The sequence below is a fragment of the Enterobacter sp. TMH.L2 genome (genome assembly GCF_050847315.1).
In the GTDB taxonomy this organism is placed as follows: Bacteria; Pseudomonadota; Gammaproteobacteria; order Enterobacterales; family Enterobacteriaceae; genus Cedecea.
In genome coordinates this window covers 1,138,359-1,160,829 of record NZ_CP193791.1, presented here as the reverse complement: position 1 = coordinate 1,160,829, position 22,471 = coordinate 1,138,359, and the positions used below count along the sequence as shown (strand labels likewise).

At 58.0% G+C, this 22,471-nt stretch carries 19 protein-coding genes; 10 read left to right on the top strand and 9 right to left on the bottom strand.

Translation table 11 applies throughout. From position 1 onward, the window contains the following. The first annotated feature begins 184 nt into the window (after positions 1 to 184). On the top strand, positions 185 to 1,384 hold the full coding sequence (locus ACREYP_RS05610) for an enolase C-terminal domain-like protein (protein ID WP_336819161.1): 1,200 nt from the start codon (positions 185 to 187) through the stop codon (positions 1,382 to 1,384). Here ACREYP_RS05610 and ACREYP_RS05605 read toward each other — a convergent pair. Continuing rightward, positions 1,381 to 2,094, bottom strand: coding sequence for a GntR family transcriptional regulator (locus ACREYP_RS05605; protein ID WP_336819160.1), 714 nt, complete (start codon positions 2,092 to 2,094; stop codon positions 1,381 to 1,383). The two genes, ACREYP_RS05610 and ACREYP_RS05605, sit on opposite strands and share 4 nt — an antisense overlap. Positions 2,095 to 2,201: 107 nt before the next feature. Between ACREYP_RS05605 and pdeB the strand changes: the two genes are divergently transcribed. Continuing rightward, positions 2,202 to 3,761: a cyclic di-3',5'-guanosine monophosphate phosphodiesterase PdeB gene (gene pdeB / locus ACREYP_RS05600; protein WP_336819159.1), complete on the top strand. Its 1,560-nt coding sequence runs from the start codon at positions 2,202 to 2,204 to the stop codon at positions 3,759 to 3,761. On the opposite strand, the gene ACREYP_RS05595 is transcribed toward pdeB, so the two are convergent. From ACREYP_RS05595 to norR, 4 genes are all read right to left on the bottom strand, one after another. Next, positions 3,762 to 4,232 (bottom strand): 2TM domain-containing protein, encoded by a 471-nt coding sequence (locus ACREYP_RS05595; RefSeq protein ID WP_166990570.1) that lies wholly within the window; start codon positions 4,230 to 4,232, stop codon positions 3,762 to 3,764. A 104-nt stretch (positions 4,233 to 4,336) separates the two neighbouring features. After that, positions 4,337 to 5,095 carry a molybdate ABC transporter permease subunit gene (locus ACREYP_RS05590; protein ID WP_336706741.1) on the bottom strand — a complete coding sequence of 253 codons (759 nt, stop codon included), beginning with the start codon at positions 5,093 to 5,095 and terminating at the stop codon, positions 4,337 to 4,339. Next, positions 5,092 to 6,024: an extracellular solute-binding protein gene (locus ACREYP_RS05585; RefSeq protein WP_336819157.1), complete on the bottom strand. Its 933-nt coding sequence runs from the start codon at positions 6,022 to 6,024 to the stop codon at positions 5,092 to 5,094. The genes ACREYP_RS05590 and ACREYP_RS05585 overlap by 4 nt, the downstream gene beginning before the upstream one ends. Positions 6,025 to 6,119: 95 nt before the next feature. Further along, a complete protein-coding gene (gene norR / locus ACREYP_RS05580) occupies positions 6,120 to 7,661 on the bottom strand; it encodes a nitric oxide reductase transcriptional regulator NorR (RefSeq protein ID WP_336706738.1) in 1,542 nt (513 codons plus the stop codon). A 222-nt stretch (positions 7,662 to 7,883) separates the two neighbouring features. Here norR and norV point away from each other — a divergent pair, with 222 nt between their 5' ends. Together norV and norW are read left to right on the top strand one after the other, a co-directional pair. Then, positions 7,884 to 9,335: an anaerobic nitric oxide reductase flavorubredoxin gene (gene norV / locus ACREYP_RS05575; RefSeq protein WP_336819155.1), complete on the top strand. Its 1,452-nt coding sequence runs from the start codon at positions 7,884 to 7,886 to the stop codon at positions 9,333 to 9,335. After that, positions 9,332 to 10,471, top strand: coding sequence for an NADH:flavorubredoxin reductase NorW (gene norW, locus ACREYP_RS05570; RefSeq protein ID WP_336819154.1), 1,140 nt, complete (start codon positions 9,332 to 9,334; stop codon positions 10,469 to 10,471). Before norV ends, norW begins: the two co-directional genes overlap by 4 nt. Before the next feature lie 383 nt (positions 10,472 to 10,854). On the opposite strand, the gene ACREYP_RS05565 is transcribed toward norW, so the two are convergent. Beyond that, entirely contained in the window at positions 10,855 to 11,934 is a 1,080-nt protein-coding gene (locus tag ACREYP_RS05565; RefSeq protein WP_336819153.1) for an oxidoreductase, read from the bottom strand. A gap of 176 nt (positions 11,935 to 12,110) precedes the next feature. On the opposite strand from ACREYP_RS05565, the gene ACREYP_RS05560 reads away from it, so the two are divergent. Genes ACREYP_RS05560 through ACREYP_RS05545 form a run of 4 tightly spaced genes read left to right on the top strand, consistent with a single transcriptional unit; the run spans position 12,111 to position 16,951 of the window. Next, positions 12,111 to 13,616 carry a sugar ABC transporter ATP-binding protein gene (locus ACREYP_RS05560; protein ID WP_336819152.1) on the top strand — a complete coding sequence of 502 codons (1,506 nt, stop codon included), beginning with the start codon at positions 12,111 to 12,113 and terminating at the stop codon, positions 13,614 to 13,616. Beyond that, positions 13,613 to 14,608, top strand: coding sequence for an ABC transporter permease (locus ACREYP_RS05555; RefSeq protein ID WP_008460348.1), 996 nt, complete (start codon positions 13,613 to 13,615; stop codon positions 14,606 to 14,608). The genes ACREYP_RS05560 and ACREYP_RS05555 overlap by 4 nt, the downstream gene beginning before the upstream one ends. 28 nt (positions 14,609 to 14,636) lie before the next feature. After that, entirely contained in the window at positions 14,637 to 15,701 is a 1,065-nt protein-coding gene (locus ACREYP_RS05550; protein WP_336819151.1) for a sugar ABC transporter substrate-binding protein, read from the top strand. An 11-nt stretch (positions 15,702 to 15,712) separates the two neighbouring features. Next, positions 15,713 to 16,951, top strand: coding sequence for an LVIVD repeat-containing protein (locus tag ACREYP_RS05545; protein ID WP_336819150.1), 1,239 nt, complete (start codon positions 15,713 to 15,715; stop codon positions 16,949 to 16,951). Positions 16,952 to 17,481: 530 nt separating this feature from the next. On the opposite strand, the gene mtnK is transcribed toward ACREYP_RS05545, so the two are convergent. Continuing rightward, positions 17,482 to 18,681 (bottom strand): S-methyl-5-thioribose kinase, encoded by a 1,200-nt coding sequence (gene mtnK, locus ACREYP_RS05540; protein ID WP_336819148.1) that lies wholly within the window; start codon positions 18,679 to 18,681, stop codon positions 17,482 to 17,484. Between the two features lie 107 nt (positions 18,682 to 18,788). Between mtnK and mtnA the strand changes: the two genes are divergently transcribed. Continuing rightward, on the top strand, positions 18,789 to 19,814 hold the full coding sequence (gene mtnA, locus ACREYP_RS05535; protein ID WP_336819147.1) for an S-methyl-5-thioribose-1-phosphate isomerase: 1,026 nt from the start codon (positions 18,789 to 18,791) through the stop codon (positions 19,812 to 19,814). Between the two features lie 103 nt (positions 19,815 to 19,917). Here the strand turns inward: mtnA and ACREYP_RS05530 are convergent, their stop codons facing one another. Next, the gene (locus ACREYP_RS05530) at positions 19,918 to 20,460 is read right to left on the bottom strand and encodes a 1,2-dihydroxy-3-keto-5-methylthiopentene dioxygenase (protein WP_008459357.1); all 543 of its coding nucleotides are present in this window, start codon (positions 20,458 to 20,460) and stop codon (positions 19,918 to 19,920) included. Next, complete coding sequence (gene mtnC, locus ACREYP_RS05525; RefSeq protein ID WP_336819211.1) at positions 20,457 to 21,140, bottom strand: acireductone synthase; 684 nt, start codon at positions 21,138 to 21,140, stop codon at positions 20,457 to 20,459. Before mtnC ends, ACREYP_RS05530 begins: the two co-directional genes overlap by 4 nt. A 149-nt stretch (positions 21,141 to 21,289) precedes the next feature. Between mtnC and ACREYP_RS05520 the strand changes: the two genes are divergently transcribed. Further along, positions 21,290 to 22,450, top strand: a complete 1,161-nt coding sequence (locus ACREYP_RS05520; RefSeq protein WP_498881183.1) for a pyridoxal phosphate-dependent aminotransferase — start codon at positions 21,290 to 21,292, stop codon at positions 22,448 to 22,450. Positions 22,451 to 22,471 lie beyond the last annotated feature (21 nt).

The following is a 22,471-nucleotide window of genomic DNA, read 5'->3' as shown; positions in this document are numbered from 1 at the left end:
TCACAAATAGCTAAAACAAAAGAACAACAACAGCAATTGGTACGGTTTTATGGCCTTTAAAAGTGAAATAACTGACCAATAAAAAAGAGTCAAAAAAGCGTTTACCCGAAGAGAAAAATAGGGTGATAGTAATAGCAGAACTTAATTCACTGTGTTTATCTCAGCCTGACGGTGGAGCTTTCTCGTGCTACCCACAATTATCGAAAATATTGAATGTTTTATTACTAAACCGGACCGGCACAACCTGGTCACGGTCCGCGTCACCACTCACAAAGGCGTCACCGGCCTCGGCTGCGCCACCTTCCAGCAGCGGCCGCTGGCGGTAAAAACCCTGGTCGATGAATACCTCAAGCCGCTGTTAATTGGCCGCGACGCCAACCACATTGAAGACCTGTGGCAGATGATGACCGTCAACGCCTACTGGCGAAACGGCCCGGTCATGAACAACGCCATCGCCGGCGTGGATATGGCGCTGTGGGACATCAAAGGCCAGCTGGCGAATATGCCGCTTTACCAGCTTTTGGGCGGCAAATCGAAGGATGCCATCGCCGTTTACAGCCACGCCGCCAGTGAAACGCTTGCAGGGCTTTATCAGGAAGTGGATAAGCTGCTGGCGCAAGGATACCGCTACATTCGCTGCCAGCTGGGGTTCTATGGCGGCACGCCTCAGAGTATGCACCAGACCAAAGATCCCACGCCCGGCGCGTATTACGACCAGGACGAATACATGGCTAACACGGTGGAAATGTTCCGCGCATTGCGTGAGAAATACGGCCACCGCTTCCATATCCTGCACGACGTTCACGAGCGGTTATTCCCCCAGCAGGCCATTCAACTGGCGAAAGCGCTGGAGCCTTACCAGCCGTGGTTTATCGAAGATATTCTGCCGCCGCAGCAAAGCACGTGGCTGGAACAGGTGCGCCAGCACTCCTCCGTGCCGCTGGCGATGGGCGAACTGTTTAACAACCCGGCGGAATGGCATGACCTGATCGTGAACCGCCGCATCGATTTTATTCGCTGCCACGTTTCGCAGATCGGCGGGATCACCCCGGCGCTAAAACTGGCGGTGCTCTGCCAGGCCTTTGGCGTGCGCCTCGCCTGGCACGGGCCACCGGACATGACGCCGATTGCGGTTGCGGTGAATACGCACCTGAACATTCACCTGCATAACGCGGCGATTCAGGAGTTTATTCCCGTCAAAGAGAACACCGCCGCCGTCTTCCCCGGCTCCCCGGCTGCGGAAAAAGGCTATATGTATCCGCTGGAAAAATCGGGCATTGGCGTGGGGTTTGACCAGCAGCAGGCTGAACGCTTCCCGGTGGAATATCGCCCGCACGAATGGACGCAAAGCCGCCTGCCCAACGGTGCGATCCACACGCCTTAAGACGTTTTACGGCGGGCGAGATTAGCGTGGTTGAAGGGGATAACGTAGGTGCAGGAATAGTTGATATCGACGATATCACTGATCTCAAACACCCGTCCCCCTTCCAGAATGCCGCGATTACTGATTTGCATCGCGGGCTGGCCCTTCTTGCATTCGAGCAGTTGGGCCTGTTCTTTATTGACCGCAACGGCCTGGTAGCGGGTCAGTAAATGCGAAATACGAAACCCCTTGCTCAGGACATATTGCTGCAAAGAGCTTTCTATCGCCTTCTGGTTGAGGTCGGGGAAATCTTTAGCCGGCAGGCGCGACGTTTCAATCTGTACTTTCTGGCCATCCACCAGGCGCAGGCGGCAAAACTGCCAGATAAACTCCCCGGCGCCGAGGCCAAAAACCTGCTGTTCGTCGCGGTCGGGCAGCTTTTTATGCTGGCTAATCAGCCGAAACGTAATGCGGTCGAAAGACTTTTCGGTAATCGAGTTATACACCAGCGGACTGCTGCGGGCCTGCTCGTTAATCCAGATCCCGGACCCTTGAATAATGGAAACCACGCCAATGCTGACCAGTTTTTCCAGCGCCTGTCGAATGGTAAAGCGTGAAACCCCATATTCTTCGGCCAGCTGCCGCTCAGGCGGCAATTTGCGCGGGCCAGGTTCGCTGTGCTGATAAATTTTGCTCAGTAAATCCTGGGTCACAAAGTCTTTCTTTTTCATCGCGGGCTCCTAACCTTTGCGCTGAAACATAACATTCCTGTGCCCGGTGAACTATGCTGGCAGGTAAATTATCCCTGACATTTACCCCCTTACGCCGGAACCCACTTATGACAAGCCAAAAAAGGGTCACCCTCGTCAATGGCGTACTGATCGTGGCAGTGCTGCTGCCCATCTTGCTTAGCATTTATCTGGCCCATAACAAAGCCGAGAAAAACTTCCATAACGAGCTTGAAAATTACGCCGATCGTGGAATGGTCCGCAGCGACAAAGTTATTAGCCAGGCCAACATGGCGCTCAGGCAAATCAACGCTTTTCGCGGCCAGCATTGCTCTGCCAGCCACCTGGATGCCATGCGCCGCGTCGCTTTTGATTATCTCTACATCCAGGAAGTCGTCTATCTCGTCGGCGACCGGGCCGTATGCTCTTCCCTTGAAGCAGCACACCATGGCATTAAGCTTGGCCCACCCGATACGCAAAGCACACGGGGCTTCTTCGCCTGGTACACCGACGTCACCGATCTGGGTTTTCAGCGCCCAATGATATACATCGGTAACCAGGATCATGTGGTGGTTATCGATCCGCAGGCCTTCATTGACGTCATTCCTCTTGGCAATACGCCGGTCAACGTTGCCCTGGTTGGCCTGGCGCGTAATCGACTGATTGCCAGTAACACCGGGTTGCCCAACAACAGCTGGGAAAGTCAGGTAGCAAAGGGCGTGACAACTTACTCCGACGGGAAAAACGACTATGTCATTCTCCGCTCTCCGGCGTCCGGGTTGGCCCTGATAACCTGGGCGTCCAGTGCTCCGCTGCAAACGGCCTGGTATAAGCAACTGGTCATCTGGCTGCCAATAGGTATTCTCGTTAGCCTTAGCGCAGGCTGGTTCATCACTCGCCTGCTGCGCCGTCTTGAATCCCCGCAGGCGCGTATTCAGGACGCCATCAGAGGCCGGGAATTTAGCCTCGAATATCAGCCCATCGTTGATTTAAAAACCGGTGAAGGCGTAGGTGCAGAAGCGCTGCTTCGCTGGCGCTTACCGGACGGGAGTTTCATCAGCCCGGACATCTTCATTCCCATTGCCGAGCAGACCGGGCTTATTTCGCAGATCACCGAGCTGGTGATTAAAAAGACTTTCGCCGATCTCGGTGACTGGCTGCACGCCCACCCTCGGCACCATATTTCAATCAATCTCTCCCCGAGCGACGTGCTTAACGACAGGGTGCTGCTGGCCATCAGGCCGCTGCTGCTGAAGTATCAGGTCAAAGCGGAACAAATAGCGCTGGAGATTACCGAGCGAGGCTTTGCCGACCCTAAGGTGAGCGCCCCGATTGTGGCGAAATACCGCGAAGCGGGTCATCCTATCTATCTGGATGACTTTGGCACCGGCTATTCCAGCCTCAGCTACCTGCAGGATCTCGACGTCGATATCCTGAAAATAGACAAATCGTTCGTTGACGCGCTGGAGTACAAAAACGTCACGCCGTACATCATTGAAATGGCGAAAACGCTTCATCTGGCAACGCTCGCCGAAGGGATTGAAACGGCGGCGCAGGCGGCGTGGCTGCGGGAACACGGGGTCGCCTGGGGGCAGGGCTGGCTTTACAGCAAAGCCCTGCCGAAACAGGCTTTTATCGACTGGGTTGCCCGCAACCGGATTGTGAACTGATCACTTCCGCAACAGCTGCTGGAGGCGCTGCTGCTGGCGTTTCTCCAGCCAGCCCTTCAGCAGGAACAGGCGGAGGCCGCCCATCACCAGCAGCGCGCCCCAAATCAGCGTTGCCCACTGGAACCAATAGTGGCCCGGCGAAGTCAGCCAGTTAATAACGGCCAGCCCGGTACACACAATCGCCCACACCAGCACCGAACGGTAGAAGCGATACTCGCGGGCCACGCGGCGCTTAGCTTCAAGAATGCGCGTATTGAGCGCATCCTCTGGCTCGCAGTCCGGCTCATTACCGTCGTACAAATCCGTCACTTTAAGATCGAACGCCGCTGCAATCGCGCTCATGGTTTCCAGGCTCGCCTGCCCACCATTTTCAATGCGCTGAATGGTTCTGACGCTCAGGGAAGAGAGTTCGGCCAGCTGCTCCTGGGACCAGGCGCGGGACAAACGCAACGCTTTAATGTTGTTACTCATGGCTGGAGATCCTCAAATGATTTAACCCGCCCTGACTATGGCTCAGCCCGCGCCACTTCAACACGACAGCGACACGACATCAACCCGACAGCAACCTGACAGCCCTAATGCGCCGCTTTTCGCCGGGCAAAAGCAAAGCAGATAATCGGCAGAGGCAAAGTGAACAGCAGCAGCAGCCATACTAAAGTATAAACCGCATCCACGCCGTCGTTTTGCAGATTGGTATACAGCTTGACGGGGATCCCCTGAGGGAAATAGGCAAAAATCATCACGATGCCAAATTCACCGATGGCCCGAACCCAGGCCACGGCAAGCGCCGACGCAAGTCCCGGCGCGGATATAGGCAAAGCAAGGCGCAGGAAGCGCTGCCAGGGCGAGGCCCCGAGCGTGCGCCCGGCTTCAAGGATCTCTTTCGGCACCGCGGCAAACGCGGAACGGGCGGCGGTAATAAAGTAAGGCAGCGCGCCGTAAACCTGAGCCAGCACGAAAGCCCCGGGGTTATTCACCAGCGTCAGCCCGAAGCGGGACAGCCACTCCCCCGCCAGGCTATACGGCCCCCAGGCGGAAATCAGCAAAATCCCCATCGCCAGCGGCGGCGTAAGCAGGGGAAGCAACACCAGTACCTCAACCAGCAGTCGACGCCGGCCTTTGGCCCAGGCCAGCCACCATGCCACCGGCAGCCCCAGCGCGACAACAATCATCAGCGCCAGGCCGCCCAGCCCAAGGGAAACGGCAATCGCGCTACCGTCTCCCCAGGCCAAATGAAACCCGTGCCACGGCGTGACGCCCAGCAAAGTCGCAAACGGAATCGCCAGCAGAAGCAGTGCCGGGAGCGACAGCCACATTGCCGGGCTACGCATCATTGCGCGTAAATCGCCTGGCCTTTAGGTGCCGCATAGCCATTCGCTTTAAACAGCTTCTGGCCTTCGGCGCTGCGCATAAAGTCGATAAACTTCTGTCCCTGCGGCATGCCGTTCGGGGCGTTTTTCAGCACGGCAGCGTAATAGACCAGCGGCTGGGTATGCAGCACCTGCTCTTTCCCGGCGCTGTCCTTGATGGTGAAGCTCACGGTGTCGTACCACTGTTTGGCTTCATCAGGGTTGCTGAGGTTGATCTCATCCGGCAGCGCGATGTACGGCAGTTTGGCGGAAATCACCTCGCTTTCGTACCCGGCGGCGGCGTCAACCTGCCCGCTCTCCAGCCGCGTCAGCAGGCCACCTTCCAGGCTGACCTGGGCAGGGTTTTGTACTTCCCCCATCACCTGCTTCGCCACGCCCGGCTGCTGGTAATATTTTTCCGCCAGCAGCAGCGTAAAGACAATATTCTGCCCTTTAGGATCGTTATACGGATCGGTACGGCCAAACTTCAGCCCCGGCGTCGCCAGCACTTTCAGCCAGCTGGCGTCTTTTCCGTTCGCGGCGGCAAACTGCGGCGCGTATTTTCCTTTCGGGCTATAGGCGATAACCATGCTGGTGCTGGCCACCGGCACGGCATCGTCAATCAGCCCGGCATCTTTCAGGATTTGCATAGGGCCAGGGGTGATGGAGACAAACACATCGGCGGTAATTTTCTTGCTGGCGAGCAGCCGCGCCATTCCGTAAGCGCCTTGCCCCTGCCCCTGGTAATCACCGTGGTTTTTTTTCGCGAAGGCCGGGCCGAGGGACTGGTCCATGACCTTGCCCATCGAACCTGCATAGGTGACGCGAATATCGGCAGAAGCCAGCGCCGAAGCGCTGAAAAGAAGTGAGCAAAGCGCCAGGGCGCCCGCGCTGCGTGCTGAAGTCAAAGCCATAGCATCCTCGTTATATATAAAAATACACAGCGATTATCCGCGCCGCTTCGCCGCTAAACAACGAGTTTGTATGATGAATTTATCTGCGGTTGAAGTTAAGAGGTACTCCCTTGGGGTGATTTCACTCCCAGCCGCTTCGCCAGCCGGTGGAGGTTGGCCACATCGACGCCGAGCTGCCGGGCGCTGGCCGCCCAGTTATTGCCGTTACGGGCAAGCGCTTCCCTAACCTGGCCGCGCTGAAACGCATCGGTCGCTTCTCGCAGGCTGGCAAAAGGGGTTTCTACAGGTGGCGTTTCTGGCTCGTGGGCTACCACATCCAACTGGCCAGCAAGCTGGAAATGTTGAGGCTGAAGCACAAGCTCGCCCTGTGGGTAACCGGCGCGGGCCAGCACAATCGCGCGATAAATGGCGTGTTCCAGCTCGCGGATATTTCCCGGCCAGCCATACTGCGCCAGAAGCATCCGAGCCGATTCACTCAGCCCAACCTGCTTCAGCCCCATCTTCACGCGGCTTTGCTCGCAGAAAAAACCGGCCAGCAGCGCAATGTCCTCTCCCCGCTCGCGCAACGGTGGAATGTGCAGCGGAAAAACGCTCAGGCGGTGAAACAGGTCGGCGCGAAACTCGCCGGCCAGTACCTGCTGGCGCAGATCGCGGTTAGTCGCGGCCAATACCCGAACATCCACGCGCTGGCTGCGATCGTCCCCTACCCGCTGAATATCACCGTACTGCAACACGCGCAGCAGCTTGGCCTGCAGCGCCAGCGGTAATTCACCGATTTCATCGAGAAACAGTGTGCCGTTATCCGCCATTTCAAACTTGCCGGTACGGTGATGAATCGCCCCGGTAAAAGCGCCCTTCACATGGCCGAACAGCTCACTTTCCGCCACGCTTTCCGGTAGCGCGGCGCAGTTAAGGTAAACCAGCGGATTTGCCACCCTGGCCGATCCGGCGTGAATCGCCCGCGCCACCAGCTCTTTCCCCACGCCAGTCTCGCCGGTGATCAGCACGTTCAGATCGGAACTGGCAACGATATCAATCTCTTTTTTCAGCTGGATGATGCCCGGCGAGCGGCCAATCATCTCCCCGGCGGCCTCCCGCGCAATAGCGGGCTGCACCGTGCCTTCCGGCGTTTGTTTTTCAAGCTGTTCCAGCAGCAAAGCATTGTTCAGCGCCCCGGACGCCAGTACGCCAATCAGCCTGAGCTCCTCATCGCTGAAGCTGTCGAACTGATAAGGATCCATGCCGTCCACGGTCAGCGCCCCGATGAGCGTCTGGTCGGCAAACAGCGGCAGCCCCAGGCAGGCGTGAACTTTGAGTTCTTCATGGTCTGGAATCAGGCCGTCATACGGGTCGGGCAGCTCGCTGTCGGCCGGGAAACGCACCACGTCACCCGCGCGGGCAATGGCCTCCAGTCGCGGATGAGCGTCCACGGCAAAGCGCCGCCCCAGCACATCGAGGGCAAGGCCGTCTATCGCCAGCGGGTAAAAATGCCGCGACTCGTAGCGCAGCAGCGCCGTGGCATCACCGCCGAGCAGCTTTCTCAGGGTTCGGATAACGCGGGTAAAGCGATCGGAATGGCTGATGCCGCTCTGCAGTTCGATTGCAATGGCGGCGAGAGAAGACATCGACAGGCTCATAGGGAGGCTCCTGGAACGCGAGGCGTTCAGCTTACGCCTGAGTAGTCAAAATGACAAACATCAGAGTCATTATGACCAAAAACAAAAATGTCATTATGACAATAAAAAAGAACACAGAAAACAACAAATAATTAAAAAATCAATAAATTATAAAACTGGCACGATACTCGCAATAACACCGTCATTGAAGTACTTAACGCTATGACATCAATGAGGTTCTCAATGGCTATTCAGGTTAAAAACAACATTCAGTGGGTTGGGCAACGTGACTGGGAAGTGCGTGATTTTCACGGCACGGAATATAAAACGCTACGCGGCAGCAGCTACAACAGCTACCTCATTCGCGAAGAGAAAACTGTCCTGATCGACACTGTGGACCACAAGTTCAGCCGCGAGTTTGTGCATAACCTTGAGCGTGAAATCGACCTTAACACGCTCGACTACATCATTATCAACCACGCGGAAGAAGACCACGCGGGGGCGCTGACCGAGCTGATGTCACGCATCCCGCACACGCCAATCTACTGCACCGCCAACGGCATCGACTCCATTAATGGTCACCACCATCACCCGGAGTGGAACTTTAAGGTGGTGAAAACCGGCGACAGCCTGGACATCGGCAATGGCAAACAGCTGATCTTCGTTGAAACGCCAATGCTGCACTGGCCGGACAGCATGATGACCTATCTGACCGGCGACGCGGTGCTGTTCAGCAACGACGCCTTCGGCCAGCATTACTGCGACGAGCATCTGTTTAACGACGAAGTGGATCAGACCGAGCTGTTCGAACAGTGCCAGCGCTACTACGCCAACATCCTGACGCCATTCAGCCGCCTGGTAACGCCAAAAATTACCGAAATCCTCGGCTTCAACCTGCCGGTGGAGATGATTGCCACTTCCCACGGCGTGGTGTGGCGCGACAACCCGACGCAAATCGTTGAGCTGTACCTGAAATGGGCCGCCGATTACCAGGAAGACCGCATCACGCTGTTCTACGACACCATGTCGAACAACACCCGCATGATGGCGGACGCCATTGCCCAGGGCATTCACGAAGTTGACCCGCGCGTGGCGGTGAAAATCTTCAACGTGGCGCGCAGCGATAAAAACGAAATTCTGACCAACGTGTTCCGCTCCAAAGGCGTGCTGGTCGGCACCTCCACTATGAACAACGTGATGATGCCGAAAATCGCCGGGCTGGTGGAAGAGATAACCGGGCTGCGCTTCCGCAACAAACGCGCCAGCGCCTTCGGCTCCCACGGCTGGAGCGGCGGCGCGGTCGATCGCCTTTCCACCCGCCTGCAGGACGCCGGGTTTGAAATGTCCCTCAGCCTGAAGGCGAAATGGCGTCCGGACGGCAACGCCCTGGAACTTTGCCGCGAACACGGTCGCGAAATCGCCCGCCAGTGGGCGCTCTCCCCGCTGCCGGTGGCTCAGGCTTCAATCACCGTCGCTCCGCTAGCCGAAGAAGCAAAAGCAGAATCCACCGGCGCCGACCTCGGCCCCCGCATGCAGTGCAGCGTTTGCCAGTGGATTTACGATCCAGCCCAGGGCGAACCGATGCAGGCCGTTGAGCCAGGCACGCCATGGAGCGAAGTGCCTGACAGTTTCTTGTGCCCTGAATGTTCGCTGGGCAAAGACGTCTTCGACGAACTGGCAACGGAGGCCAAATGAACAACGGCATTGTGATAGTCGGCTCGGGCTTTGCCGCCCGCCAGTTGGTGAAAAATATCCGCAAACACAGCGCAGAGGTGCCCATCCGGCTGATTGCCGCCGACAGCGCCGACGAGTACAACAAACCGGACCTGAGCCACGTCATCAGCTTAAACCAGCGGGCAGAAGCGATGACCCGCCAGCAGGCTGGCGCGTTTGCGGAGCAGTTCAACCTGACGCTGCACGCCAATAGCTGGGTCAGCAGCCTCGACCCCAAAAACAAACTGGTCAACTGCGGCGAGCGGCAATGGCAGTACGACAAGCTGGTGCTGGCGACCGGCTCTTCCGCCCTGCTGCCGCCCGTTGCCGGCAAAGAGCTGATGACGACGCTCAACAGCCAGCAGGAGTATCAGGCCTGTGAAGCCCGGCTGCGCGACGCCCGGCGGGTGATGATCCTCGGCGGCGGGATGATCGGCAGCGAGCTGGCGATGGACTTCTGCCGTGCGGGCAAAGAGGTTGTGCTGGTGGATAACGCCAGCCACCTGATGGCGTCGCTGCTTCCGGCAGAGGTTAGCGGCCGACTGCAATCCCGCCTGAACCAGATGGGCGTCGAGCTGCTGTTCAACCAGCGTCTGGAAGCGGTGAGCCAGGCGGAGTCAGGGCTGTGCGCCACGCTTAACAACGGACGTGAGCTGCAAGTTGATGCGGTAGTGTCCGCCATCGGCCTGCGCCCGAACGTTGGGCTGGCCCAGCATGCAGGGCTTGAGGTGAACCGGGGCGTCAAGGTGAACAGCCAGCTGCAAACATCCGATCCGGATATTTACGCCCTCGGCGACTGCGCAGAAATCGATGGCAAAGTGCTGCCGTTCCTGCAGCCGATTCAGCTCAGTGCCATGACGCTGGCGAAAAACCTGCTTGGGGCGAGCGACGCGCTTTCCCTTCCGGCGATGCTGGTCAAGGTGAAAACGCCGGAGATGCCGCTGCACCTGGCCGGAGAAACCCACCGCCGCGACCTGGTCTGGCAGATTAGCGCCAGCCCGCAAGGGCTGATTGCCAAAGGGATGGACGCTGCACAGCAGCTAAGGGCGTTTATCGTCAGCGAGGAGCATATGAAGCAGGCGTTTAGTTTGGTGCGGGAGTTAACTTCAGCGCCTTAAGCGCTGGCCGTTTCTATGCAAACATGGCTAAAGTCCCGTTCACCTTAAGTAAAGTTTTATATTTTGCCACCGCGTCGGTGAACGTCTCAGGGGAGTCACCGTCACTCCCCTGAGAACCCGGACTCCCGGCGAAATAAATCGACCGCTGAAGCGGCAGACCTCCGTTTTATCTCCCAGTCCTGGGTCGGCTGAGATGCGTTCCCGACGCTCTCAGCCTCCGGCCGTTCCCGACGGCCGGAGGCTGGCCAGTCGGAGAGAAAACGGAGGCGATTTAAGCCGGAACCGTGCCTCGCTTTACGACTAACGTTGTCCTCAACCACGACGTCGCTTCTGGTTTTTCCCCTCTCCCCTGTGGGGAGAGGGTTAGGGTGAGGGGCAAATCTTTACAACGCCTCAACCTTCTCCAGCGCCGCCAGCAAACTCTCCGGCGACAGCGCCACCGGCAGCGCATGAATCGACTCCCCGGCCTGTAAAGTACGGGCAATCACCTTATCCAGGTCGGCACGATTATGGATATCCACATCCAACTGCGCCAGTTTTGTTGGCAGATTGAAACGCTTATAGGCCTGCGTCAGCTGCGCCAGAACATCGTCCTGCCCCAGCAGTGCGCTCTGTACCAGAATCCCGTAGGCCACTTTCGTGCCGTGCAGGAAGCGGTCGGTTTGCGGCAGCGTCGTCAGGCCGTTATGGACGGCATGCGCGGCGGCAACGCGGGTGTAACGTTCGCCCAGGCCACCCACCATCCCGCCCCCGGCAATAATCGCCTCGACCACGTCCAGAAACGCCTGACTTAACTTGCCCTGGCGCTGATCTTCCAGCGCTTGTTCGCTGCGCTCCAGCAAAACATCGCGGATCGCCAGCGCCGCACCAATGCCTAGGCGCACGGTCAGCGGCAGATTTCCCGGCTGCGGGCTAAGCACCACCGCTTCGTACCACTTCGCCAGCGTGTCACCGACGCCGGCCAGCAGATATTCCTGCGGCGCACGCAGGATAATTTCCGGCTCCACCAGCACCAGATGGTTAGCATCGTTGAAAATCTCGAAGCGCAGCGCCTGGCCGGCGTCGTTATACCACACGGACAGCGGCGTCCAGGCCGCACAGGTTGCCGCGATGGTCGGGATCGCCACCACTGGCGCATTCAGCCGACGAGCAACCACTTTGACCGTATCCAGCAGCGCTCCACCGCCGAGGCCGATCACCACCTGACGTTCACCAGACTCCGCCACCAGCCTCTGCACGTCGCTTTCGCTGCAGTGCCCACCAAACTGAATATGCTTCGCACCGGGCAGCGAAAACGCCGCCGGCAGGAAAGGCCGGGCCGCCGCAAACGCGCGTTCGCCGTAGATCCAGACTGCGTTATTCAGCTGATCTTCGCTGTAAAACTCAGTCAGACGAGCAAGGCTGCCGGGGTGTGAATAGTAATTCGCGGGGCCGGTAACCACGCGGATAGCGGTGCTGGTCATGATGCATTTCCTTTTCTTCGCTGGCGGGATATATTCTATGCCGATGATATGTCCAGACATCTGGACGGCTAATATCATTTTGCTTTATCTTATGTCTTTTCGTTCATTGCCCGCAACCCAGAAGGCCGTTAAAAATTCGACAGATCAATTCATTAAACCCGGAAGCCGCCGCCGCTATGACCACGCTTAACCGCCTTGAGATGCGAGAAATCTCTATCGCCTTCGCGGGCTTTAACGCGCTGAGCCAGGTGAATTTCCGGCTGGAGGGCGGCTCGGTACATGCTTTAACCGGCGCAAACGGCGCGGGTAAATCCACGTTGATGGCGGTGCTTTCCGGCGCGCACGAGGGTTATCAGGGCGAAATCCTGATCGACGGTGAAACGGTGACGATCCGCAACCCTCGTGACGCCAAACTGCTGGGGATCCATCTGGTGCAGCAGGAAGTGGACGTTGCCCTGGTGCCGGGCCTGAGCGTGGCGGAAAACATCATGCTCGATAAGCTGGCCGAAACGGGGCATGTCTACCGCTGGTCGAAAATTTACCGGCAGGCTCGAGAAGCGCTGGCGCAGCTCGACGTGGAGATCGACGTCAAAAAACGTATTGAGCAATGCACCCTGGCGGAAAAACAGCAAATCCTGCTGGCGCGGGCGCTCTCACATCATTGCCGCTTTCTGATCCTCGACGAACCTACCGCCCCGCTGGACAGCCAGGAAAGCGAGCATCTTTTCCGCGTCGTGCAGCGACTACAAAGCGGTGGCATTGGCGTGGTGTTTATCTCCCACCGCATCCATGAACTGAAAGCCCTTTGCGACCAGATGACGGTGCTGCGCGACGGCAAGCTGGTGGACAGCGGCCCGATGGGGCATCTCAGTGGCGAAGAGATTGTCGAGAAAATGCTGGGCCACCAGCTGGACGACATTTATCCCCCTCACCGCCCGCCGGTTGAGGGCGACACGCTGCTGGCAGTGGAAGGTCTGCATGACGATACGCTGCTGCGCGACATCTCGTTGCGCCTGCGCAAAGGCGAAATTCTGGGCATTGCGGGCCTCGCCGGAGCGGGGAAAACCGAGCTTTGCAAAGCGCTGTTCGGCGCCACCCGCAGCACGCTTGATCGCGGCGAATTAAAAGGCAAGGCCTGGCACCCGACCGACCCGGCGGATTCCGTCACTCGCGGCGTTGTGCTGGTGCCGGAGGAGCGCCGCAAAGAAGGCATTTTTATCGACGAATCGGTCACCATGAATCTCGTCGTCAGCGCCGACAGCCAGTTTACCCGCTGGGGGCTGTTCGACTACCGCAAAGCCAGGCGCTGGGCGGAGGAGACCATTCAGCAGTTGGGCATTCGCACCAGCGGCCCGGCGCAAACGCTGCGCCGCCTGTCCGGCGGCAATCAGCAAAAAGTGGCCATCGGCAAATGGCTGCGCAACGAAGCCGACGTGCTGATTTTTGATGAGCCAACCAAAGGCGTAGACATCAAAGCCAAAACCGACCTCTTCGTGCTGATTGACCAGTTGGCCCGCCGTGGCAAAGGGGTGATTTACGCCTCGGGCGAATTTGCCGAGCTGGTCGGGCTGTGCGATCGCATCTGCGTGCTGTGGGACGGGCGCATCGTCGCTGAACTGGACGGCCACCAGGCTACCGAAGAAACATTATTACTCTACTCCACCGGAGGAACCCCCGCGTGAGCAAAGCATTATCCCTTAAGGCCAGCGCGTCAGGCCGCCAGCAGTTCTTTGACTTTCTCTACAAATGGGGGATGTTGCTCACCGTGGTGGCCCTGGTGGCGCTGTTCGGCATCGCGTCCGACAGCTTCCTTGAGCCGAACAACATCATCAATATCCTGCGCTCCATCGCCATCGTGACGGTGATTGCCATCGGCGTGTCTATCTCACTCACCGTGGGCGGGTTTGATTTGTCCGTCGGCTCGACCGCCTCGCTGGCCAACGCGCTGGTGATTTCGCTGTTCGTCTGGCACGGCTTCGGCACCACCGAAGCGATTCTTATCACCCTGGTGCTGTGCACGCTGGTCGGGTTATTCAATGCCTTCCTGATCGTGGTGCTCAAAATTCCCGACATGCTTGCCACGCTTGCCAGCCTGTTTGTGATTCAGGGCGTGGCAATGACCTACAGCTATGGCGGCTCGATCACCGAAAACATGGTGCTACCGAGCGGCGACATGGCGGAAGGGACGATTCCCGCCGCCTTTGGCCTGCTCGGGCAGGTGCCGACCATCGTCATCATCATGCTGGTGGTCACGCTGGTCGCACAGCTCGCGCTCTCTCTGACCAAACATGGCCGCCGGATGTACGCCATCGGCGGCAACCCGGAGGCGGCTCGCCTGTCCGGCATTCGCACCACCCGTTACCGCGTGGCGGCCTACGTGCTGGCCTCGCTGCTGGCAGGTTTGGGCGGCATCCTGCTGGCCTCACGTATTGGCTCTTCACAGGTTAACGCCGGTGGCGGCTACCTGATGGATGCCGTGGCTGCCGCCTGGATTGGTTTCTCTCTGGCAGGTTCCGGTAAACCTAACGCGCTCGGCACGCTGGTAGGCGCGGTGATTCTGGGCGTGCTGCAAAACGGGCTGGTGATGCTCTCCGTGCCCTATTACGCGATGGACATTATTAAAGGCCTGGTGCTGGCTGCCGCACTGGCAATTACTTACATACAACGACGCTAAAACAACAACTTCACACAGGGTAACGACCATGAAAAAACTGACAACTTCGCTGCTGGCGCTTAGCCTGCTTGCCGCTCTGCCGGGCCACGCCGCTACGGCATCGCCGGTGCCGGAAAAAATCGCCGCCCACGACGGTCCAATCCGCATCGCCGTGATCCGCAACCTGGGCTCCGACGACAACACCACGCAGTTTGTCGCAGGTGCGGTTCAACAGGCTAAAAAGCTGGGCTTCAAGGTCAGCACGTTCCTGAGCAACGGCGACGACGCCCGCTTCCAGGACTTTGTGAACCAGGCGATCAGCCAGAAGTATGACGGGATTATTCTTTCTCAGGGTCGCGATCCTTACTCCACCGAACTGGTGAAAAAAGCCGTAGCCGCAGGCATTGCGGTGTCGGTCTTTGATACCGCCGTAAACGGCACCATTCCCGGCGTGACCGTCACCCAGCAGGACGACGCCTCGCTGACCAGCCTCTCCTTCGGCCAGCTGGTCAAAGACTTCAACGGCAAAGCCAACATCATCAAGCTGTGGGTGGCCGGTTTCCCACCGATGGAACGCCGCCAGGCGGCCTATCAGGAACTGCTCAAAGCCAACCCGGGCATTAAAGAGCTGGAGTCCATCGGCGCGGTTTCTTCCGACGTGCAGGGCGACACCGCCAACAAAGTGGGCGCAGTGCTGGCGAAGTACCCGAAAGGCAAAATCGACGCCATCTGGGGCACCTGGGATGCCTTCAGCCAGGGCGCCTATAAAGCGCTGCAGGAAAACGGCCGTACCGAAATTAAGCTCTATAGCATAGACGTTTCCAACCAGGACATTCAGCTGATGCGCGAAGCCAACAGCCCGTGGAAAGTCAGCGTGGCGGTCGATCCGAAGCTGATCGGTGCCACCAACGTGCGCCTGGTGGCCTACAAGATCGCCGGGGAACAAACGCCTGCGACCTACGACTTTAAAGCCGCAGCCATTCCGCAGGCTCTGCTAGCCAGCCAGCCTGGCCCGGTCAACGTCACTTCGTTGGGCAAAATCATTCCAGGCTGGGGCCAGACCGACGACTTTATCGCGCCGTGGTTCGCCACGCTCGAAGCGAAAAATAAATAAGGAGTTCCGCAATGGCACTGCCACAACCCGAATACAGCCGCAATATGCGGCTGATCGGCCATAGCGATCAGGGAGGAAAACCGGACGGCGTGCAGCTAATGGTGCACCGGGGCTATGCTTATATCGGCCATATGGTGTCGCAGGGCTTTTCGATTGTGGACGTCCGCAATCCTAAAAACCCGAAAGCGGCGGGCTTCGTGCCCGCGCCGCCGGGTACCTGGAATATTCACCTGCAGGCGCACGACGACCTGCTGCTGGTGATTAACGCCCGGGATCTGTTTGCCGACGTGCGCTTCGCCGATGAGAAGGTTTACTACACCAAATCGGTTGGCGAAACGGTTCGCGACGTGCAGGACAAAGGCTGGAGCGCCGGATTACGCATTTTTGATATCTCCACGCCGGATAAACCCAAAGAAATCAGCTTCCTGTCGCTGAGCGGCATCGGCATCCACCGCTGCTGGTATGTGGGCGGCCGCTGGGCATATGTTTCCGCGCTGATCGATGGGTTTAGCGATTATATCTTCCTGACTATCGACCTCGCCGACCCGCGCAATCCGCAGGTGGCAGGCAACTGGTGGCTGCCGGGCATGAACACTGCAGCAGGCGAGCAGCCCACCTGGCCGGAAGGCAAACGCTATGCGCTACACCACGCGATTATCAGCGGCGACACGGCGTATGCCAGCTGGCGCGACGGCGGCCTGACGCTGCTGGACGTTTCCGATCGCGCTCAGCCGCAGCTCATCAGCCACCGTAACTGGAGCCCGCCGTTTGGCGGCGGCACCCATACGGCGCTGCCGCTGCCGAATCGCGATTTGTTGGTAGTACTCGACGAAGCGGTACTGGACAATCAGGAGGACGGCGAGAAGCTGATTTGGCTGTTCGATATTCGCGACCCGTCGAACCCGGTCAGCATCTCCACGTTCCCGCAGCCGGATGAGATTGATTATGTGGCGAAAGGCGCGCATTTCGGCCCGCATAATCTGCACGAAAACCGCCCAGGTAGCTTTATCAGCGATACGCTAATTTTCGCGACGTATCAGAACGCTGGCGTGCGAGCCTACGATATTTCCAACCCGTACCGCCCGGTAGAAACAGGTGCGTTGGTGCCTGCCGCCCCGGAAAAGATGATGGATACTCGTCCTGGCCGCCCGCAGGTGATCCAGTCCTGTGATGTCTTTGTCGACGCTCAGGGGATTGTGTACAGCACGGATTATAACGGCGGGTTGTCGATTATTGAGTATTTGGGGTAGTTTGCTTAAAGAGGCAATTTCTTTGCCATTGATAATTTTTATGCAGATATGGATGAAATTCCGTTCACTTCCAGTCCTGTTTTATAGGTAACCCGGCATAGGTGAACGTCTCAGGGGAGTCACCGTCACTCCCCTGAGAACCCGGGCTCCCGGCCAAATAAATCGACCGCTGAAGCGGCAGACCTCCGTTTTATCTCCCAGTCCTGGGTCGCCTGAGATGCGTTCCCGACGCTCTCAGCCTCCGGTGATGACCCAACTCAGGCGGGGTTGAGCTGTCGGGAACAACGAAAGAGAGCGATCGTCGGGAACGAATCGCGAACGACCCCGAATATTTGGGTGATAGCCGGTGGGTTTACCGCTTCAGCGGCGATGAGCTCGCCGGGCACCAGGGTTGGGAGATGGCGTTATCTCCCTGACACGTTCACCGGTGCGGTGGCTGCATGTAAATTTGTGCTTGAGGTGAACGGAATCTTTCGCCAGACCCTCATAGAAGAGATTAACGGTTGAAATAAATTTTGAGGCAGAGAAACTCACCCCTTCTGCCGAACCCTCGCAATAAACTCATCCACCGAATTCACCTGCCCGGCGATCAGAATCAAAAACTTGCCCAGCTCAATAGCGTGGCTGACGCAGGCCAGGCGCGCCGCCTCATCCTCAATACTTTCCAGATCGGCAACGTGCGACAAACCAACCGAGCGGCGAATCAGTTCGGTGCCGCAGAAGCCTACCGCATCAACCCACACTTTTTGTAGGTAGTGCTCAACGTAGCCTTCCGTTGCCAGCGCCGAGTCGCGTGTTTTCTCGCGGGCAAGCGCCGTAAAGCGCTCTGAGAAGCTCAGCCACAGTTCCTGAATATCCTTCAGGCGCTGTTCACGCTGGCTGGCTGCATCCCGTGGACCAAAATGCCCCGGCAGCGCGCAGTAGTTCAGCAGCAGGTTGCCGATGGCGGTCCCAAGATCAAACCCGGCCGGGCCCACGTAACCAAATTCAGCGTCGATCGCTTTCAGGCTACCTTCCGCAACGAAAATCGACCCGCTGTGGATATCGCCGTGCAGCAGCGCTTCCGCGCTGGAAAAGAATTTATGCTTCAGTAACGCCACGGCCAACTTTAGGTCGCTGTCGCTTCGCAGCGCGGCAACCTGTTGTTCCAGCGCGGCCGGGTAGTTATTTCGCTCGTGGATCTGATACGGATCGTTAAAGAACAGATCTTCGGTGATTTCGCACATTTCCGGGTTGATAAAGCGGGCAACCAGCGCCTTCTTATCGTGCGGATGCAGATAAAAATCTGACGTGTGGAACAGCGCTTTTGCCAGATACTCACCAAGCTGGCTGGCCGCCTGAGGATAATAAACGCCCTTCACCAACTCGCCGCGCCAGATGCGATGGCTGGAGAGATCTTCCATCACCATCACCGCCAACGCTGGGTCGTAATGCACCACGTTGACCGTGTGTTCCGGGCTGTGCTGGTAGTGCTCCACCAGGGTTTGTGCCTCAAGGCGAGCGCGATCCAGCGTCAGCGGCCAGGACTCGCCCACGCAGCGCACATACGGCAGCGCCTGCTTCACGATAGTCCGGCTGACGCCCTGAGTATCAAAGATTTTAAACACCAGATTGAGGTTGCCGTCGCCCACTTCCTGCGCCTCCACCAGCTCAGACGGCGTCTGCAGCCCGCCAAACTGTTGAGCATAGGCCACTGCGTCAGCGGCGGTAAAAGTGCGGTATTGCGACATGGCGATCCTCTCAGAAAATAAAGTCAATTAAGACGTTTGGACGTCTATACATCTGGAAGTCATGTTGGCACAATATACCGCAACAACGCAACATGGAATTAACACGAATGCATAATTTAAAAACCACCAGCCTTGAAGTGCGTGATAACCACCTTTGGATCCTTGATCAGCAGGCGCTGCCGCAGCAGAAAAACTGGCTCCCGGCGCACACCGTGTCACAGCTGGTCGCGCATATTCACGCCCTCAGCGTACGCGGCGCGCCGCTCATCGGCCTTTCCGCCAGCCTGCTGCTGGCGCTGTTGGCGGAGCAAGGGCTGACAAAAGCTCAGCTCGCTGAAGCCCTGGAAACCCTGCGGGCGTCCCGCCCGACGGCGGTAAACCTGATGAATAACCTCGACCGCATGAAGCAGGCGCTGGCTCAGGAAAATGTTGTGGCTGCACTCGAAGAAGAGGCGCTGCGGCTGGTGGCGGAAGATAAAGTGCTGTGCGATAACATCGCCCAGGCGGGCGCGGCGCTGGTTAAACCCGGTAGCCGCCTGCTGACCCACTGCAATACCGGCGGGCTGGCTACCGCAGGCGTCGGCACCGCGCTGGGCGTTATTCAGCGGGCATTTAACGAAGGGAACGTCGCCAGCGTTTGGGTGGACGAAACCCGCCCGCTGCTGCAGGGCGGCAGGCTGACGGCTTGGGAACTGGGTGAACTGGGCATTCCTTACCAGCTGATTTGCGATTCCATGGCCGCCAGCCTGATGGCGAAAAAGCAGGTGGACGCCATCTGGGTGGGCGCGGACCGCATCGCCGCGAACGGTGACGTGGCCAATAAGATCGGCACCTACAGCCTGGCCGTGCTGGCGCATTACCACGGCATTCCATTCTACGTTGCCGCGCCTCATACCACGCTCGACAGAAACTGTCCGAACGGCGAAGCCATTCCGATTGAGCAACGTGCCGCCAGTGAAGTGACCGGCGTGGCGGGCAGCTTTGGCAGCGTGCAGTGGGCGCCAGACAACGCAAGCGTGTATAACCCGGCGTTTGACGTTACCCCGGCAGAGTTGATTAGCGGCTGGATTTTGGATACGGGCGTGGTGACGCCGGAACAGGTTCGGGATGGGGTATTTTTACCGAAGAAATAATGCCCCTCATTCTGACCTTCTCCCCAAAGGGGAGAAGGAATAGAACGCACTACAGATTCACAATTTTCCCCCTCTCCTTTACCAGGAGAGGGTCAATCACAGCCTACGGCAAGCGTGGATAAGCATCCGCAATCGCATCGCCGGTAAAGTGCGCCACCCAGCCTTCCGGGTTATCAAAAATACGAATCGCGGTGAAATGCGGCTCGGACCCCATATCAAACCAGTGCGGTGTTCCCGCCGGGACGGAAATCAGGTCGTTCTTCTCGCAGAGGATCTGATACACCTTGTCGTCCAGATGCAGGCAGAACAGCCCTGCGCCTTCGACGAAGAAACGTACTTCATCTTCGCCGTGGGTATGTTCAGACAGGAATTTAGTCCGCAGCACGTCTTTCTGCGGGTTGTCCGCCCGCAGGCTGATCACATCCCAACTCTGATAGCCCTTCTCCGCCACCAGCTTGTCGATAGCATGCTGATAAGCGTGGATCACCGTTTCCGGCGTTGGGTCGTTGCCTAAATCCTGGTTCGCTTCCCAGCGTTCAAAACGCACGTCTTTGGCGTTCAACTGCTCGCGAATTTCTTGCGCGTCCGTGCTGTGCCATACCGGCTCCTTTGCTTCGGTATCGGTAAAAATGGTCAATGCGCTCATGAAGAAAACGACTCCAGATTAATGTGGTCGAAACGGTTTACCTGGCGATGGTGGCTGACGTCATCCGCCTCGCCGCGAATAAGCTGCACGGTTTGCCAACCGGCTTCCCGTGCGGCATCCAGCTCCTGGTGAATATCTGACAAGAACAGCAGCGACTCAGGTGCCACGTCCATCTCCGCCGCGATGTTGCGGTAGGACTGCGCTTCACGCTTGGCCCCCACGTGGGTATCAAAATAGCCGCTGAACAACTCAGTAATATTCCCGGCGTCGCTGTAGCCAAAAAGCAGCTTCTGCGCCGCCACCGAGCCGGATGAATAGACATACAGGGCAATGCCCTGCTGTTTCCAGGCCTTGAGCGCGGGCAGAACGTCATCATAGAGATGGCCGGTGAAGTCTCCATTCACGTAGCCATCCCGCCAGATAAGGCCCTGCAGCGCTTTTAGCGCGGTAGATTTACGATCTACATCCATGAAGCTAAACAACGTCTCAATCAGCCGTTCAATATCCGCCTGCGGTTCATTAATTTCCGCCCGCAGGTCGTTGAGTATTGGGGCTATTTCATTTTGCTGCTCGCGAACAAAACCCGCGAGGCGTTCGCGGGCATACGGGAACAGGATGTTGTGCACAAAGCGAATGTCGCTGGTGGTGCCTTCAATATCGGTAACAATGGCGCGAATCATCATCTCTCCAGCCGTTAACGCTGCGTTATGTTGGCAACTGAGGTCATTATTATTTAGACGTCTAAGCGTCTTGATTGCTAAATCTTAACATCGTGTTATAGTCCCGGCAACACAGGGAAACACACGCACCACGTTAAGGTCGAAGAATAATGAGCCACTCCCCTTTGATTCCAGAAAGCAAACTGCCGGCGCTCGGCACCACTATTTTCACGCAAATGAGCGCCCTCGCGCAGCAGCACAATGCGATTAACCTTTCCCAGGGATTCCCGGATTTTGACGGCCCGCGCTACCTGCAGGAACGCCTGGCGTTTCACGTCAGCCAGGGCGCAAACCAGTATGCACCGATGACCGGCGTTCCAGACCTGCGCGAAGCCATCGCCGAGAAAACCGAAGCGCTGTACGGCCACAAGCCGGATGCCAATACTGATATTACGGTCACCGCTGGCGCCACCGAAGCGCTTTATGCCGCCATCACCGCGCTGGTTCGTCCGGGCGATGAAGTGATTTGCTTTGACCCAAGCTATGACAGCTATGCCCCAGCCGTGACGCTTTCCGGCGGCATTCTGAAACGTATTGCTCTCCAGCCGCCGCACTTCCGCGTCGACTGGCAAGAATTTGCTGCCCTGCTGAGCGACAAAACTCGCCTCGTCATTCTTAACACGCCGCACAACCCCTCCGCTACCGTCTGGCGCAAAAGTGATTTTGCCGCGCTGTGGCAGGCCATTGCGCAGCACGAAGTCTACGTGCTGAGCGACGAAGTGTACGAGCATATCTGCTTCGACGAAGAAGGCCACGCCAGCGTGCTGGCCCACCCGCAGCTGCGCGAGCGCGCTATCTCTGTGTCCTCTTTCGGCAAAACGTTCCATATGACGGGCTGGAAAGTGGGCTACTGCGTGGCACCGGCGGCCATCAGTGCGGAGCTGCGTAAAGTTCACCAGTACCTGACGTTCGCGGTGAATACCCCGGCGCAGCTTGCGATTGCCGACATGCTGCGTGCCGAACCGGAACATTATCGTGAACTGCCGGAGTTTTACCGCGCGCGCCGCGACCGCTTTGTTGAAGCGCTGGCGGACAGCCGGTTTGAAATTCTGCCCTGCGAAGGGACTTACTTCCTGCTGGCCGACTACAGCGAAATCTCCGATCTCGACGACGTGAGTTTCTGCCAGTGGCTGACCAAAGAAGTGGGCGTGGCGGCGATCCCGCTGTCGGTGTTCTGCGCGGATGCTTTCCCGCACAAGCTGATTCGCCTGTGCTTTGCCAAGCAGGAAGCGACGCTGGACGCTGCGGCAGAAAGATTACGCCAGGTATAACGAGACATTCCCCGTCGGCGG

Excerpts from the sequence above, each read along its gene's own strand:
- ACREYP_RS05590 (WP_336706741.1), bottom strand. The coding sequence starts at position 5,095 with ATGATGCGTAGCCCGGCAATGTGGCTGTCGCTCCCGGCACTGCTTCTG.
- ACREYP_RS05520 (WP_498881183.1), top strand. The coding sequence starts at position 21,290 with ATGAGCCACTCCCCTTTGATTCCAGAAAGCAAACTGCCGGCGCTCGGC.
- ACREYP_RS05530 (WP_008459357.1), bottom strand. The coding sequence starts at position 20,460 with ATGAGCGCATTGACCATTTTTACCGATACCGAAGCAAAGGAGCCGGTA.
- norR (WP_336706738.1), bottom strand. The coding sequence starts at position 7,661 with ATGAGCCTGTCGATGTCTTCTCTCGCCGCCATTGCAATCGAACTGCAG.
- ACREYP_RS05605 (WP_336819160.1), bottom strand. The coding sequence starts at position 2,094 with ATGAAAAAGAAAGACTTTGTGACCCAGGATTTACTGAGCAAAATTTAT.
- norW (WP_336819154.1), top strand. The coding sequence starts at position 9,332 with ATGAACAACGGCATTGTGATAGTCGGCTCGGGCTTTGCCGCCCGCCAG.
- ACREYP_RS05595 (WP_166990570.1), bottom strand. The coding sequence starts at position 4,232 with ATGAGTAACAACATTAAAGCGTTGCGTTTGTCCCGCGCCTGGTCCCAG.
- mtnK (WP_336819148.1), bottom strand. The coding sequence starts at position 18,681 with ATGTCGCAATACCGCACTTTTACCGCCGCTGACGCAGTGGCCTATGCT.
- ACREYP_RS05585 (WP_336819157.1), bottom strand. The coding sequence starts at position 6,024 with ATGGCTTTGACTTCAGCACGCAGCGCGGGCGCCCTGGCGCTTTGCTCA.
- ACREYP_RS05545 (WP_336819150.1), top strand. The coding sequence starts at position 15,713 with ATGGCACTGCCACAACCCGAATACAGCCGCAATATGCGGCTGATCGGC.
- ACREYP_RS05560 (WP_336819152.1), top strand. The coding sequence starts at position 12,111 with ATGACCACGCTTAACCGCCTTGAGATGCGAGAAATCTCTATCGCCTTC.
- mtnA (WP_336819147.1), top strand. The coding sequence starts at position 18,789 with ATGCATAATTTAAAAACCACCAGCCTTGAAGTGCGTGATAACCACCTT.
- mtnC (WP_336819211.1), bottom strand. The coding sequence starts at position 21,140 with ATGATTCGCGCCATTGTTACCGATATTGAAGGCACCACCAGCGACATT.
- ACREYP_RS05565 (WP_336819153.1), bottom strand. The coding sequence starts at position 11,934 with ATGACCAGCACCGCTATCCGCGTGGTTACCGGCCCCGCGAATTACTAT.
- norV (WP_336819155.1), top strand. The coding sequence starts at position 7,884 with ATGGCTATTCAGGTTAAAAACAACATTCAGTGGGTTGGGCAACGTGAC.
- pdeB (WP_336819159.1), top strand. The coding sequence starts at position 2,202 with ATGACAAGCCAAAAAAGGGTCACCCTCGTCAATGGCGTACTGATCGTG.
- ACREYP_RS05550 (WP_336819151.1), top strand. The coding sequence starts at position 14,637 with ATGAAAAAACTGACAACTTCGCTGCTGGCGCTTAGCCTGCTTGCCGCT.